The sequence below is a fragment of the Methylophaga sp. genome, assembly GCF_048266885.1.
GTDB lineage: Bacteria > Pseudomonadota > Gammaproteobacteria > Nitrosococcales > Methylophagaceae > Methylophaga.
Window position 1 is genome coordinate 1 of the sequence record NZ_JBLWYR010000037.1, and the last position, 14,794, is coordinate 14,794.

Consider the following 14,794-nt stretch of genomic DNA (forward strand, 5'->3'; position numbering starts at 1 on the left):
TGTTGGGCGTACGTCGAGTTGGTATTACTCGGGCGGCTTCGGCATTAAATAAACGCCAGTTAATTCATTACCACCGAGGTAATATGACCATTATGGATGCTGAGGGATTAGAAGCTTCTGCCTGCAGTTGTTATCAGATTGATAAACAAACTTATAAACGAATTATGCAGTAAGTGATTTAAAAAGAGATTGACTGCCGATTGGTACGGCAACGTACAGACGCTATCAGCTTTTGTTTATATCGTGATCTTTTCAATGAGAGGGAATGATTATGACTACAAGTACTATTTTATTAATTATCTTGATTTTATTATTGGTCGGAGCTCTTCCTTCGTGGCCACATAGCAGAAACTGGGGCTATGGACCAACAGGTATAGTCGGGATCTTAGTCATCGTGTTATTGGTGTTATTGCTGACAGGCCGTATCTAACCGAACATCTTGCAGGCCCACTGCAACTCAGTGGGTCTGCACGCTGATTGTCTTTTATTCAGAGACGTTAACCTTGATTCCTTCAGCTAACCGGGCATTAGGATTGAGAATCACGCGATCATCGGTGATTAATCCCGAGAGGATCTCAACTTCACTATTATCCAGTCGTCCGACACGAACCGTTTTGATTTCAACCTGATTTTCACTGTTGACCAGCATCACTGATGGTTTGCCTTGAATGGTTTTCAGAGCATTGACTGGAATACGTACCGCATCGGCTTTTTCCTGTACCTGAATCGCTAATTCACCGCTCAAACCAGCGGGGAGATTCAAATCCATATTATCCAGCAGATACTCCACCCGCATCGTGCCCGTTTCTCGATTGACTTCACGAGAAACACGTGAAATAGGTACATCGATTTGTTTACTTCCTAGGTCAGGCAATGTGAGTTTTGCAGGGTTTTTCTGGTCAATAATAAATAACTGGGTCTGCGGAATATCCACTATTACCCGTAAATTATCGCTACGGCTGATGCGGAATAATGGTGTGTCATCACTACGGGTAATACGATTACCTCGTTCGGCTTGGCGACGGGTAATAATGCCGTCAAAAGGTGCCACAATTTCAGTATAGGCAAATTCATTTTCCAACTGTTCCAGACGGGCTTGATAAGTTGCTAATGTTGCTTTGGCAACGGCCAGTTCAGCTTCACGTTCATCAACCTCCGTGGCATTTACCGCGCCGGAATCCCGAAGATTGGTATAACGTTTGGCCACTTTCTCAGTCAGATCCAACATGGCTTTCTGCCGATTGATTTCAGCCTTAGCCTGCAGAATTTCCTGTTCTAATTCTGGTGATGACAGTTTGGCTAATAAGTCTCCTTGTTTCACTTCATCACCAATATCCACGTAGCGGCTTTCTACATAGCCATCTGCCCGGGCAAAAATATCCGATTGCTCAATAGCTTCTACTCGGGCGTTAAATATTAATGGCTGATAATCTGATATGCGTTGTGGTTGTGCCACACGCACTGAGAGGATTTCAGCGGCTGTCGAAGAGGGTTGTTCGATATTCGCTTCGCTGGTTGGTTGAGTAAAAAACCACACAGGTACAGCGATGACCGCGGCAACGACAATTGTTTTGGTTAAAGTTGACATGGTGAAGTCCTCAAATAGTCGGCAGCTTCACGGGCTGCGGACGTTTAATAAATTGCATGATCATGCTGAAAGTCCATGGCACTAAGAACAAAGAAGCAAATGTGCCGAGCATCAAGCCACCAATAACTGTACGGGCGAGTGGTGCATTTTGTTCACCACCTTCGCCAAGTGCCAATGCCATTGGCAACAAGCCGATAATCATAGTGAGAGCAGTCATTAATACCGGTCTTAATCGTGTTGAAGCCGCTTCGCGTGCAGCTTCAAAAGCTGATTTACCAGCTACCCATTGGTCTCTGGCAAAGGTCGTGACCAGAACGCTGTTAGCGGTGGATACACCGATGACCATAATAAAGCCCATTAATGCCGGAACACTGATGGTGGTTCCGGTGAGCATTAAGCCAATTATCGCGCCTGAAATGGCAATCGGCGCACCGGATAATGCGACCAAAGGCATGATCCATGAGGCAAAGTTAAATAGCATGATGATGTAGATGAAAAACACCGCCAGTAAAAAACCAAACAGCAGGTCACGATAAGCTTCATCCATGGCGGCGGCCTGACCCATAATTTCAATATCATTGCCTGGCACCATTTCTTGTTTCAGCTCATTCACAATCTGTTGGGTAGCTTGGTAGACCGAGCCTAGATCGGTGTTTTCTGTGTTAATCAAGACATTAACTGTTGGTTTAAGCATCGTGCGACCGATACTGCCAGCGACATTGCGTGGCGTGATACTGGCAATGCTCGCCAACGGCACGGTGATATCCGGATTATCCGTTTGTACCTGTAGATTCATTAAATCATCAGTACTGCTCAACTTATGTAATGGAGTTCGGGTTTGTACTTCATAGGAAAAACCAAACACCGGGTCCGACCAGAAGCTGGGTGAGACGGTGCCTGCCGAGCCCAATGCGCCCAGCAGACTGTTTATTGCTGCCTGGGTCGTCACCCCCAGTTCTGCTGCCCGCTTGCGATCCAGATTGACGTAATATTCAGGAAGCGCAAAAACCTGCTGAAAGCCGATATCCACTGCACCTTCAACATCCTGCATTTTTTCAATCAAGACCTCAGCCTTGGCAATGCTGGCAGGTAAATTGCGACCAGTAAAACGTACATCTAATGCGGTGGGTGTGCTTCCAGACAGGGTCTGATTGGTCGTGTCAGCTGCTTGAGAGAATAACGTGACTTCAGGGAATTTCTCTTTCAACATTTGCCGGATTGCAGACTCATATTGACTGCTCGGCTGATGACCTTTGGCTAATTGGATTTGCAACTCACCATCATAAGTACCAATGGTAAAACTCTCTATCCAGGCACGGTTAATCGAGTCTGGCATACCAATGTTTTCAAAGACAAAATCAAGCTCATTTTCCGGAATGATTTTGCGTATTTCTTGCTGAATTAGGGCAAACTTTTCTGCTGTTTGTTCGATACGAGAGCCGGTATCGACCCGCATATAAAAGCGCATCAATCCAGCATCAGTTTTTGGAAAGAAATCCCGACCAATCTCCTGCAAGGCAAATCCGGCAGCCGTAACGATGACAATACCGATTAAAGGAGCAATCAGAATATATTTTTGCAATCGACCAATAGTGTTTTGCAAATGCTGTTGTCCATTGTGCAGGCGCTGTTCCAAAGCGAGATGAACATGCACTAACGGGTTTTTAGATTGTTTGGTTAAGGTTTTTTCATTCGACAGTAATAGTTTGGCTAGTGTCGGCACCACCGTCCGTGACAATAAATACGATGCTGCCAGACAGGCAATTACCACAATCGCCATCGGTTGGAAGATAAAACCTGCAACACCCGTTAATAAAAATATCGGTGAAAACACAATACAAGTCGACAGAGTGGAAACAAATTCCGGGAAGGCTACTTCGCTAGCACTAGTCAGAATAGCGCGACTCGGCTCCATGCCATCAGCCAAATGGCGTTTGATATTTTCAATTTCTACCAAGGCATTATCAACCAGAATACCAATAGCTAATGCCAAACCGCCTAGACTCATTAAGTTAAGCGTATTACCGGTTAAATTTAAAACAAATACGGCTGTCAGCAATGATAGAGGGATTGAGGTCAATACAATCAGCGTGGCGCGAGACGAACCTAAAAACAGCAGCACCATCAAGGCGACCAGTGAGCCGACGATAATAATTTCCATTTCGATATGATGCAGTGCGGTGCTGACAAACACAGACTGATCAAAAATAGGTGAAATGGTAATGCCTTCAGGTGCCGCTGCCTGAATCGATGGCAACCGTTCCGTCAGTTCGTTAATGATTTCAACGGTTGAGGCACCGCCCAGTTTAATCAACGAAACCATCACGGCGTTTTCACCATTTACCCGTGCAATATTGGTTTGCAAGGCTGTGCCATCACGCACATTAGCCACATCTCTGAGTAATATAAGTTCACCATCGCGAGAACTAATCGGCAGATCTTCGAAGTCGGCAACTGCTTGTGGACTGGCATTAACGGTGATTTGCAGTTCATTTTGCGCCTCACGAATGCTGCCCGAAGGTAGGGTGAGGTTCTGTTCATTAATAGCACGGGTCACATCATTGGCGGTTAAGCCTTGAGCAAATAATGCTTCTGGATCCAGATCGACCATTATCTGCCGGGTGGCACCGCCATAAGGCAGAGTCATGCGAATGCCGTTAATGGATTGCACCATGCCGCGTAATTGCAAACGAGCAAAGTCAGCCAATTGGCCATCTGTCAGTGTGTCTGAAGACATCACTAGCTGAATAATGGGTGTACTGGATTGGTTGTATTCAGCGACCAGTGGTGGAGAAGTACCTTCGGGCATTCGCCGTCGAATGGTTTGTGACACGCCGGTCACCTGAGCCATCGCATTGGCAATATCCACTTCGGGATGAAAATCGATATGAATGACCGACACCCCATTGAGTGTTTGAGAGCGTATTTCCTTGAGATTATCAACGTTATTCATAATCGCCACTTCACTGAAGGTGGTGATTTTTGACGCCATTTCATTGGTATTGAGCCCGTTATAGGTCCAAACCACTTTTATCGAGGGTATATTGACACTGGGCAGTACATCCACCGGCAATTTAAGATAACTAATAAGCCCGGCTGCAAAAATCAGCAGGCTTAAAGCGGCCACAGAATAAGGTCGGGTTAGGGCATATCGCACCAGCCACATAGATAGCTTCTCTTATTATTTAGTAAGTGTTGGGAGATTTGGATGCAGCGACGTTACGCAACCATATCTTGCTGCGTAGAGTGCAGCGACAAAATTAAGACAATGTTAACGTTGTCTTAATTCAATTGAATGACTATGTTGTTTTTATCTTAGGTCGTGAGCGATGTACGTACTGATTGTGGAAGACGATGCATTAATGGGCGAAGGCATTCAAGCTGGTCTCACCGCACTGGGTATTCAGGCTGAGTGGGTAATGAATGCAGGCGGTGCTGAAACGGCTATGGCTACTGCCAGTTTTGATGCTGTGGTATTAGATCTGGGGTTGCCAGATGAAGATGGTATGCATTTACTCAGTCGTTGGCGCGAGCGCGGTAATAACCTACCGGTGTTAATTTTGACTGCGCGTGATGCGGTACCAGATAGAGTTAGTGGCTTGCAGGCTGGTGCTGATGACTATATGAGCAAGCCTTTTGATTTGACCGAACTTGCCGCACGATTGCATTCATTAAGCCGCAGAGCGGCAGGGCGTTCCACTCAGATGATTCAGCATGGCAGTTTGCAATTTGATCCATCTACCCTGCAAGTCACCTTGAACAGCAAACCATTAACCTTATCGCGGCGTGAAATCACCGTGTTGGAAACGTTGTTGCAGCAACCCGGACGAGTGGTGACGGCTGCACAGTTACAAGACAGACTTTATGGCTGGGCCGAAGGTATTGAAAGCAATGCTGTGGCGGTGCATATCCATAATTTACGTCGCAAACTGGGAGATGATTGGATTGAAACCGTTCGTGGCATGGGCTATCGATTAGGAGCGGTGAATGAGTCCGGCTAAAGCCAAAGATTATTTACGCTGGCAATTATTGTGGCGTATCGGTATTGCCGTACTGCTGATGTGGCTGTTACTGGCACCGTGGTTGCTGATGAGTGTGCAAAAGGAAATGCAAAACACTTTGGATAATCGTCTGGCTGCTTCGGCCAAAATGTTGATGTCATTGATGTCGCAATACGATTTGGATCCTTTAGTAAATGGCGGCCAACGCAATGCGTTATTTGATCCTTCGGATAATCTCGATTTACCGGCGACACTGGCTTGTAAAGTGGCCAACGTGGCTGGCGATATTATTGCCGTATCTCATGATGCTCCCAAAAACGTGCTGACTACCACGCAGCAAGGCTACCAAAACCGTATGCAAGATGGAGAACCGTGGCGGGTATTTAATCTTTCTCAAGGAGGATTAACGATTACCACTGCCGAGCGACTGGAAACCCGAGATACCTTAATGCGTTCGGTGGTGATTGCTGCTGGACTACCATTTTTTCTGAGTTTAGCCGGTACTTTAGCGGTTGTCTGGTTTGGTATTTTGCATGGTTTTAAACCACTGCATAGCCTGAGTCAGAATATGGCGAAACGTAATACCGAAGATCTAACCTCATTGGTGTGGGAACAGCGTCCCGCCGAAGTTCGGCCATTGGTCGATGAGATAAACCGTTTGTTACAACGTATGCAACAATCTTTATTGAGAGAACGGCGTTTTACCGGTGATGTCGCGCATGAGTTACGCACGCCGTTAGCTGGAATCAAAACCCAATTACAGGTTGCCAGGCTAACCGATGGTGGCAAGGCTATGCATGCTTTATTACAAGCAGAAAAAGCCACAGATAGACTGCAACGCACTCTAGATCAATTGTTATTGTTAGCAAGGGTTGAGGGCGATGGGCAATTAGCTCAATCCACACGTTTACCCGTGGCTGAAATCAATAATATGGCCTTGAGCGATGTACAACATCTTGCACGTCAGCGAGAAGTCACCTTGCGCTGTAATGAACATGTTGATGAGAGTCTTCAGGCACCCGCAATTCTAATTTCCGCCGCACTGCGCAATTTGCTGGAAAATGCCATTCGTCATGCGCCAGAGAATACCGTGGTGACATTGTCGACTACCCTACAGAATGGCCAATTCTGCTGGACAGTAGAAGATGAAGGACCCGGCGTTTCGGAAGAATTGCTTTCAGAATTAACCCGGCGTTTTGTCCATGGACACCACAATGATGGCAGTGGGTTAGGCTTGGCTATTGTGGACGCTATTGTCAGGCGCTTTAAAGGTGAGTTGCAAATTAAAAATGGGAATGAAAAAGGATTATTAGTCACTATCTGCATTCCACTGCAATGAGCTGCAAACACGTAATTAACAGACCTGATTATCAGGTCTGTTAATTAGAACTTCGTGTTTTAAGTTCTAGGGAAAAAGTTTGAACCCAAAGCTCAATTTTGTTGCAAAGTTGTTTCGAGTTGAGCATCCCAGATGCGATGCCATACCCAGTGCAAACCTTGTTTAACATTACGTGCCGTTTTCAATTGGTTTGGTGCTAATAGAATAACGTCATCATCTCGGATTTCGGCCAGTTGAAAGCGGAAAAAGTAATCAGGTTCCATGCCCATACGTAAATCCGTTACCACAATGATGTTGTCTTGCTGCTGTAATTTGAAATTATTATCGGTAAACCAGTCAATCTGTTCGAGATTAGATTGATCTGGCAGTAATGTTGTGAGGTCACTGCCGCGGTCAAAGGACGTGAATTCAAACGGTGCATTGCCATCAAATACTGAACGAAATGCTTCGTAATAAACCGCTTCATCTACTACTACAATGCGCCATAGCAAAGTATTTAAGGGGGCAGGAGTGATTTTAATATGCTGAAATTCAATTTGTTGCTCTATTAAAGCCTGTTGGGTTTGCTGCGTTATCCACTGTTGGGCAGCAAAACTCCACACCAAATAGGCCGAACTGAATAATAGGCTACCTATCATTATTAGATGACTTAGCCGTTTTCCAGCGGCAAACAGGACCGCTATAAATCCAGCAGCAAGCGGCAAGCTATATAGGGGATCAATAATAAAAACACTGCCGATAGAGACGGGCGGTGGCATAAAAGGCCAAAACAACTGAGTTCCATACACCGTCATGGCATCCAGTCCGCTGTGAGTAACCCATACTAGCCAAATCAATATCAGCCATCGTCGAAAATCTAATGCTGGAACCAGCTTACACATCAACCAGGCGATTATGGGGGCTAATAAACTATGCACAATCCATGAATGGGTCCAGCTGCGATGTAATGTCATCGCATCTAAATCATTGCTGTACTGAATTAGTACGTCCAGGTCGGGCAATGTGCCAAAAAACGCGCCATACAACAAGCTACTACGCGGGGCTTTACGTCCAGCAACAGCATAAGCCACAGCGCCGCCTAGCAACGCCTGAGTAACAGTATCCATTAATGATTAACCTCAAACTTATCTTATGTTTTGGAGCATTGATTTAAATGCCGCAGAGTTATTAAATTCGGGATGAGCAAGTCGATATTGTAAACAATTGGGAAGATGTCTTGCCTAAGTAGGAATTAGTCATGTAAATTGCAGGAAATTCCTCCTGATTTACTGGAAAACCTGCCATGAAACAGCCGATGCCAAGCCCAACGCCGGGACAGGCCGATTTACAAACAATTATTCAGGCTCTGAACACAGGGCAGGTGGGCTTTGCTGAGTCTGCATCTAAAAAATTGCTCAAAACGTATCCGCGTTCCTTTTCGGTTTTAAACCTGTATGGCAATGCGTTAGCTGCGCAGAACAAATTTAAAGATGCGGTGAGTGTATTTCGTAAAGCCACAGAAATTGACCCTAATGTACCCGAGATTTACTTCAATATGGGTATTTTATTGACCAATTTGAACCGCATTGATGAAGCCATTAATAGCTACAAGAAAGTACTACGGCTTAAGCCTGAATTAACTAATGCTTTGTATAACCTGGGCTATGCGTTGCAATCACAAAACCGTTTTGAAGAGGCAGGCAGTTACTATCAAAAAGCCATAGAACAACAACCGAATTTTCTTGAAGCCATTGCCAATCTTGGTGTGTGTTTGCAGGAACAGGGCAGGCTGGATGAAGCGGTCGCTATTTATCAACGTGCGTTAACCATTTCACAAGACGCTAAGTTGTATTTCAACTTAGGAACAGCTCTGAAGAATCAGGGAAAACTAGCTGACGCTATTGCCACCTACAATCAAGCGCTGGAATTAAAACCGGATTATGCCGAAGTGCATAGCAATATCGGTGAAGTGCTACGTGAGCAGGGTCGCTATGATGAGTCGGTTAATGCTTATAAACAAGCGTTGGAATTAGATCCCAGCTTGCCATTAGCAAATTACAGTTTGGCAGTGTATCTCTACGATAGTGGTGATTTACCGCAGGCCTTAAGTTATTTTCAACGATCACAATATGCCGACTGGCAGGAACGAACATTGTATTGTTTGTATAAAACTGAACAGTTTGATGAATTCAAACAAGGCTTGGATCAACTAAAAAAAGCGCGTCACAGCTCACCATTTTTAGCGACATTGGCAGGCCATTACGCTGAAAATTTCGGTACGGTGAATGATTATAATTTCTGTAAAAATCCGCTGGATTTGGTTTGTCATGTGCCGGTTCCAGAATTAAAAGGTGATAGCGAATTATTGAAACAATTGCTGGCGGATATTGAGCAGGCAGATATTGAAGAAAAAAGTCAGGGTCGTTTACATAACGGTGTGCAATCAGCCGGCAATCTGTTTAAACGTTCTGAAGCCAGTTTTCAACAGGTGGGCAAGCTGGTAGCAAGAGCAATTGATGATTACCGTGACAACCTGAAAGGTGAAACGGGTATATTTGCCAAAGGTTTTCCTAAACAAACCACGATCGCCAGCTCTTGGTACGTCAAAATGAAAACCGGTGGGCATTTAACCTCGCATATTCACGAAGAAGGTTGGGTAAGTGGTGCATTATATTTGGCTCTGCCCAAGCAAAAAACGCATCCGGATGAAGGCAGTATCGAGCTAAGTACACATGGTGATGATTATCCAAAACAACATGACAACTTCCCCAGTAAAACCATTGCGCCAGAAGTTGGGGATATTGTCATGTTTCCATCATCCGTTTTTCACCGCACCATTCCGTTTACTTCTGATGAAGAACGCATCTGCATTGCCTTTGATTTGAAGCCTGCATAGGCCATATTAACGGGTACTTACCTGAAACACGCCTACCAATTGTGAAAGGGTTTGAGCAGTGTTTCGAACCATTGTTGAACGATCCTGCAGAGCACTGACAGCTGATTTTAATTGCTCAGCTGAAACACCCACCTGTCTTGCCGTGTCACCATGGATATGACTGTTATTTGCCAATTGTTTGATAGTTGAAAACATCTGCTCGACCAGAATATGCAGGTCGCCATTGTCATTGGAAGCCTGTTCGGTGAGTTTCAGGCTACGATCAACATTTTCCACTCCGGCTTCCATTAAGCGCATTGCTTCTTGTGTTTCTTGTTGCATACCTTCAATCATGCGTTGTATTTCATCGGCAGAATTGGCTGTACGAGAAGCCAGATTTCGAACTTCGTCAGCGACTACTGAAAAGCCACGACCATGTTCACCGGCGCGAGCTGCCTCAATAGCCGCATTTAATGCCAGCATATTGGTTTGATTGGTTATTTCGGTAATAACGCTGATGATCTTACCTATTTCGCTGGTGCGGTTATTCAAAGATTTAACAGAGTTAGCCGTGTTTTCAACGACATTACGGATCTCTTGTGTACCTTGACGGGCGCTTTCAAATTGAACGCGGGCTTCATCGACAACCCGATCCATTTCTAATTTCATCGTTTCAGCTGTTTGATTGGCTTGGCCAATATCGTCAATTTGTTCTTTCAGCAGATCCAGCATTCTGGATATGGCATCGGTCACTTCAGAAGACACCTGAAATGCTTCTCGGTTGGTATGCAGCATGGACTTATTGGTTTGATGCACATCCTGGCTGGAATGAATAACTTGGCCGACAATACCATCAAGATTATCAATAAAACTGTTGATCCAGCGTCCCATATCGCCTGTTTCATCGGCGACCATTTTTTCGGTGTTTAGCCGCTGGCGCAGGTTGCCTTCACCTTCGGCAATTTCCTGGATAACTCGAGTCATCTCATTCATGCGATCAGCGAGTTTTTTGGTACTGAAACGACGAATCATTAACGCAATGAGGATCATCATGCAGAAGGAGATAGCATCAACGGCGGGGAGTGGTAATGCTGTGAAATAATGCAGAGCGCTATTCACTGCCACCAGTGCCGACATGCCTAAAAAAATGCTCTTCATTAAACTGATATTGACCGAACGACGGCGGTAGACTTCCTCCAGATCGCCTTCACACATCATGCCCCAGCGGTCTGGTGAGCCTTTTAGTTGAAAAGTAACACCCTTACCAATTACCGGAATATGCCGGTAATCCGAATACCCCGGGTAGGTCACAAACAGGTTTTCACCATTGCGAATGGTTTCGCGTACCCCAGGGTGTAATTGTCCGGTAGCCGGATCTATAAAACGAATTTCAAATTCCGTATGTCGATTAACTTTAACCACACCCCAATGGGTATGAATGCCGGATTTAAGGTTCTCGCCATGAGAAAACGTATTATCTTCAAACCGGGAGCGGGATAAGGCGACGCCTTGTTGAATAAGCGGATCAAACTGTGAATCAACCATGAAAATATAATTATCACCGGACTCGGGATAGACATGACCCGCTTCACGTTGAATCAGATCGCCCAAAACATCATTTGGTACACGACCGCATAACGCGCCGATAACGTTATTGTCGGCATTAATTAAAGGCTGATAAAACATCAACGTAACTTCATCATGAAATTTGGAACTTGATGGTCCAATTTTCAGTGTTAGGGGATCGCGATAAGGGCCATGTAAAAACGCTTGCTTTAAACCTTGCTCGACAGCGTGAGCATCTAAATCATATTTATCGATATGTGCTGAATAGGTGGATTGGATTACACGACCACTGAGATCAATAATAAAAAGTTCAGAAAAATCTTTAGCAGATTCCAGTCGTTGTGTAAGTAGATTGATGTTAATACTGGTAAGTGGTTCTTTTAAATTTTCAGCTAAGAGATTGAGCTGATTCCATTGTGCATTAGTCCATTGCTGTAACAATTTGACGCGAGTTGCCGCAATTCCTTCAAACGTGTGCTCAACCTCAGCATAAGTATCGCGATTGAGATAGCAGCTCCATGCCATTGATAGTTTCCCTGTTGAACCCAACCAGGGCAACCAACGGCGTTCGGCATTACTCAAGTTCATGGAAAGGCTTTTTAGAGACATTGTGATGGACACCTTTAGTGATGAAATACGCCAAAGGGAGTAGGCAATTTCTACACCAAAATAGGTATGCATTAAAAAACAGAAACTTAGTGATTTATTTTTATGTGTATTGTTAGTGCGCTTTGAAAAGGTATTGTAAATACTTGTTTTAGTTGGTTTTTAACTATGCTAAGTAAAACCAAATTACATGCTTTTTACGGCTTCCAGCACTTCATCAATATGTTGTTTTACTTTGACATTACGCCATTCATTAATCAGTTTGCCTTCGGTATCAATTAAAAAAGTGCTGCGTACTATGCCCATATATTCCCGACCATAGTTTTTCTTCATCTGCATCACGCCAAATAAATTGCAAACGGTCTCATCGGCATCAGAAAGCAAATCAAATGGAAACTGCTGTTTTTCCTTGAAGTTTTCATGAGCACGCAGGCTATCTTTTGAAATACCAAAAATGACTGTGTTGTGTGCGTTGAAGGTCTCTATGTGATCACGGAAGTTTTGCCCTTCCAAAGTACAACCCGGTGTATTGTCTTTGGGGTAAAAATAGATCAGTACATTTTTACCACGCAGTTCAGATAACCGAATTGTTTTGCCGCCAGTTGCCGGCAATTCAAAATCCGGTACGGTTTGTTGTAACTCAACAGTGCTCATTAAACGTCTCCATTAATATAAAGTTGCATTGGCAGTACCTTACCCAAAGCAGTCCGGTCTTGTCATCTACTGGCTGGCAAAGTACCATGCCAGTTTATTTTCGCGGAGTCTGATGAATATGTTCAGCGGCAGTATGGTAGCTCTGGTAACACCCATGCGGGCGGATGGCTCGTTAGACGGTGAAAGCCTGCGCAAGCTCGTTGATTTCCATATTCAGAACGGCACCAGTGCGATCGTCGCAGTTGGCACTACGGGTGAGTCGGCCACATTAAGCATTGATGAGCATACTGATGTGATTCGTCAGGTTGTTGAGCAGGCAGCAGGCCGTCTTCCGGTCATTGCTGGAACAGGTGCCAACTCGACTGAAGAAGCTATTGAACTCTCCCTTTACGCTAAACAATTAGGTGTTGCTGCGGTTTTGCTCGTAACACCTTATTACAATAGACCGACTCAAGAAGGTCTGTATCTGCATTTTAAAGCGATTGCTGAAGCCGTCGATATTCCGCAGATCCTGTATAACGTTCCCAGCCGCACGGCGTGTGATTTATTACCTGAAACCGTTGGTCGATTGGCCAAAATAGGCAATATAATCGGTATCAAAGAAGCGACCGGTGATGTGCGAAGAGTAAAGTTAATTCAAGATCTGTGTGACGATAATTTCGAACTGTATACTGGTGAAGATGCTAATACCGTTGATTTTATTTTGGCCGGTGGCCGAGGTGTTATTTCGGTAACAGCAAATGTGGCACCTGCGTTAATGAGCCAAATGTGTGAAGCTGCATTGAATGGCGATGCTGAAACTGCCCGTGAAATTAATGATAAATTATCGTTACTGCATCAAAGATTATTTTCTGAATCCAATCCAATCCCAGTGAAATGGGCCCTCCACGAAATGGGGCTGATTCCGGAAGGGATACGTTTACCAATGACTGTTTTGTCTGAACAATTTCATCAACCGGTTCGTGAGGCACTGGTGACCGCCGGTGTTTTGAATCCATAAGTGAGTGAATGTAATTAAATGAACACAAATCGTTTTAAGTTGAAAGCCTGTGGTGTTTTGGTCGCTGTAAGCGTTTCAGGTTGTGGATTAATGCCAGCACTGGATGAAGTTGCTCCCGACAATTCCCAAAAGTACCGTAAAGCAGAAACAATGCCACCGCTGGATATTCCACCAGACTTGAGTACATCACGAATTAACGATCAAATAGCTGGCAATGAGCAAAGCTCAGCAACTTATTCCGAATATGAAGAAGCGGGTACCAATCCTTTAGCCGCTCGCTATAACATTACTCCTGAATCTAAACCGGCATTATCTGGTGAAGGCGCTGATCGTCATCTGGTGGTGCCAGGTGATCGCGATGAAACGTGGACACGAATTGAAGCGTTCTGGGCGGATATCAATATGAATATCCACCGTAAAGATCAGCGTATTGGTTTGATGGATACGCAACCTGATGTCGATGGCTATGCTTATCGTGTTCGCATGGAGCGTGGTGATGTGAACCGTTCTGCACGTGTTTACGTTAATGGCATTGATGAAACCAATCGCAGTAATCAAAAAGATGAAGCGATGCTGCGTCAGCTGGCTGAATATCTGGGTGGTTTATATCAACAGGATAAAGCCCGTGCAGTTGCTTCATTGCCAACATCTGCAGCACAACAAACCGAAGCGCGGGTGATTTTATTAGACGAGGCTGAAGGTCAACAAGCATTATTAGTTGAGCAAGAGTTTACTTCAGTTTGGGATCGTGTTGGTCGTGTATTAGATAGTCGTGGCTTTGCGGTTGAAGATCGCGATCGTTCACGTGGCACTTATTACGTGCGTTATCTGGATCCATTTAACGAAGCTGAAAAAGAAGAACGTGGCTTCTTTGGCAAGATGGCTTTCTGGAAAGATGATGATGAAGTGGCACCGGAAGAGTATTACTACATCAAGCTGGTCTCAGATGCATCAGATACCCGCATAACGGTATTGGATTCTGAACAGGTTCGTACTTCTTCAGAAACAGCAAAACGTTTACTGGGTCTGATTCAGGAACAATTGACTCAATAATGCGTTTTGCATCACTTGGCAGCGGTAGCCGGGGCAATGCAACACTGATTACACAGGGAAAAACCACAATTCTGGTGGATTGTGGTTTTTCTGCTCGTGAAACAGAAAAACGTCTGCGCCGTTTCGGTCTGAC

General features: G+C 44.8%; 11 protein-coding genes. 6 read left to right on the plus strand and 5 right to left on the minus strand.

The window, feature by feature from the left end; genetic code table 11:
- The first annotated feature begins 271 nt into the window (after window positions 1-271).
- Entirely contained in the window at window positions 272-430 is a 159-nt protein-coding gene (locus ACN0V2_RS13135) for a DUF3309 family protein (protein ID WP_417551274.1), read from the plus strand.
- Between the two features lie 54 nt (window positions 431-484).
- Here ACN0V2_RS13135 and ACN0V2_RS13140 read toward each other — a convergent pair whose 3' ends face one another.
- Both ACN0V2_RS13140 and ACN0V2_RS13145 read right to left on the minus strand, forming a co-directional pair.
- Entirely contained in the window at window positions 485-1,588 is a 1,104-nt protein-coding gene (locus ACN0V2_RS13140; protein WP_417551275.1) for an efflux RND transporter periplasmic adaptor subunit, read from the minus strand.
- Between the two features lie 10 nt (window positions 1,589-1,598).
- Complete coding sequence (locus tag ACN0V2_RS13145; RefSeq protein WP_417551276.1) at window positions 1,599-4,754, minus strand: efflux RND transporter permease subunit; 3,156 nt, start codon at window positions 4,752-4,754, stop codon at window positions 1,599-1,601.
- A gap of 163 nt (window positions 4,755-4,917) precedes the next feature.
- On the opposite strand from ACN0V2_RS13145, the gene ACN0V2_RS13150 reads away from it, so the two are divergent.
- Complete coding sequence (locus tag ACN0V2_RS13150; protein WP_417551277.1) at window positions 4,918-5,589, plus strand: response regulator; 672 nt, start codon at window positions 4,918-4,920, stop codon at window positions 5,587-5,589.
- Window positions 5,576-6,928 (plus strand): ATP-binding protein, encoded by a 1,353-nt coding sequence (locus ACN0V2_RS13155; RefSeq protein ID WP_417551278.1) that lies wholly within the window; start codon window positions 5,576-5,578, stop codon window positions 6,926-6,928. Before ACN0V2_RS13150 ends, ACN0V2_RS13155 begins: the two co-directional genes overlap by 14 nt.
- Before the next feature lie 92 nt (window positions 6,929-7,020).
- Here the strand turns inward: ACN0V2_RS13155 and ACN0V2_RS13160 are convergent, their stop codons facing one another.
- Entirely contained in the window at window positions 7,021-8,034 is a 1,014-nt protein-coding gene (locus ACN0V2_RS13160; protein ID WP_417551279.1) for a metal-dependent hydrolase, read from the minus strand.
- Window positions 8,035-8,210: 176 nt separating this feature from the next.
- Here ACN0V2_RS13160 and ACN0V2_RS13165 point away from each other — a divergent pair, with 176 nt between their 5' ends.
- Window positions 8,211-9,803 (plus strand): tetratricopeptide repeat protein, encoded by a 1,593-nt coding sequence (locus ACN0V2_RS13165; RefSeq protein ID WP_417551280.1) that lies wholly within the window; start codon window positions 8,211-8,213, stop codon window positions 9,801-9,803.
- 6 nt (window positions 9,804-9,809) lie between these two features.
- On the opposite strand, the gene ACN0V2_RS13170 is transcribed toward ACN0V2_RS13165, so the two are convergent.
- Together ACN0V2_RS13170 and bcp are read right to left on the minus strand one after the other, a co-directional pair.
- A complete protein-coding gene (locus ACN0V2_RS13170; protein ID WP_417551281.1) occupies window positions 9,810-11,957 on the minus strand; it encodes a methyl-accepting chemotaxis protein in 2,148 nt (715 codons plus the stop codon).
- A 183-nt stretch (window positions 11,958-12,140) separates the two neighbouring features.
- Entirely contained in the window at window positions 12,141-12,608 is a 468-nt protein-coding gene (gene bcp, locus ACN0V2_RS13175) for a thioredoxin-dependent thiol peroxidase (RefSeq protein WP_417551282.1), read from the minus strand.
- Between the two features lie 118 nt (window positions 12,609-12,726).
- On the opposite strand from bcp, the gene dapA reads away from it, so the two are divergent.
- Together dapA and bamC are read left to right on the plus strand one after the other, a co-directional pair.
- Window positions 12,727-13,608: a 4-hydroxy-tetrahydrodipicolinate synthase gene (gene dapA, locus ACN0V2_RS13180; protein WP_417551285.1), complete on the plus strand. Its 882-nt coding sequence runs from the start codon at window positions 12,727-12,729 to the stop codon at window positions 13,606-13,608.
- 18 nt (window positions 13,609-13,626) lie between these two features.
- Window positions 13,627-14,661 carry an outer membrane protein assembly factor BamC gene (gene bamC / locus ACN0V2_RS13185; RefSeq protein WP_417551284.1) on the plus strand — a complete coding sequence of 345 codons (1,035 nt, stop codon included), beginning with the start codon at window positions 13,627-13,629 and terminating at the stop codon, window positions 14,659-14,661.
- The last annotated feature ends 133 nt before the right edge of the window (window positions 14,662-14,794 follow it).

Bases quoted from the DNA above. Each gene is read 5' to 3' on its own strand.
- ACN0V2_RS13160 (WP_417551279.1), bottom strand. From the start codon at position 8,034: ATGGATACTGTTACTCAGGCGTTGCTAGGCGGCGCTGTGGCTTATGCT.
- ACN0V2_RS13165 (WP_417551280.1), top strand. From the start codon at position 8,211: ATGAAACAGCCGATGCCAAGCCCAACGCCGGGACAGGCCGATTTACAA.
- ACN0V2_RS13145 (WP_417551276.1), bottom strand. From the start codon at position 4,754: ATGTGGCTGGTGCGATATGCCCTAACCCGACCTTATTCTGTGGCCGCT.
- ACN0V2_RS13155 (WP_417551278.1), top strand. From the start codon at position 5,576: ATGAGTCCGGCTAAAGCCAAAGATTATTTACGCTGGCAATTATTGTGG.
- ACN0V2_RS13170 (WP_417551281.1), bottom strand. From the start codon at position 11,957: ATGTCTCTAAAAAGCCTTTCCATGAACTTGAGTAATGCCGAACGCCGT.
- bcp (WP_417551282.1), bottom strand. From the start codon at position 12,608: ATGAGCACTGTTGAGTTACAACAAACCGTACCGGATTTTGAATTGCCG.
- ACN0V2_RS13140 (WP_417551275.1), bottom strand. From the start codon at position 1,588: ATGTCAACTTTAACCAAAACAATTGTCGTTGCCGCGGTCATCGCTGTA.
- bamC (WP_417551284.1), top strand. From the start codon at position 13,627: ATGAACACAAATCGTTTTAAGTTGAAAGCCTGTGGTGTTTTGGTCGCT.
- dapA (WP_417551285.1), top strand. From the start codon at position 12,727: ATGTTCAGCGGCAGTATGGTAGCTCTGGTAACACCCATGCGGGCGGAT.
- ACN0V2_RS13135 (WP_417551274.1), top strand. From the start codon at position 272: ATGACTACAAGTACTATTTTATTAATTATCTTGATTTTATTATTGGTC.
- ACN0V2_RS13150 (WP_417551277.1), top strand. From the start codon at position 4,918: ATGTACGTACTGATTGTGGAAGACGATGCATTAATGGGCGAAGGCATT.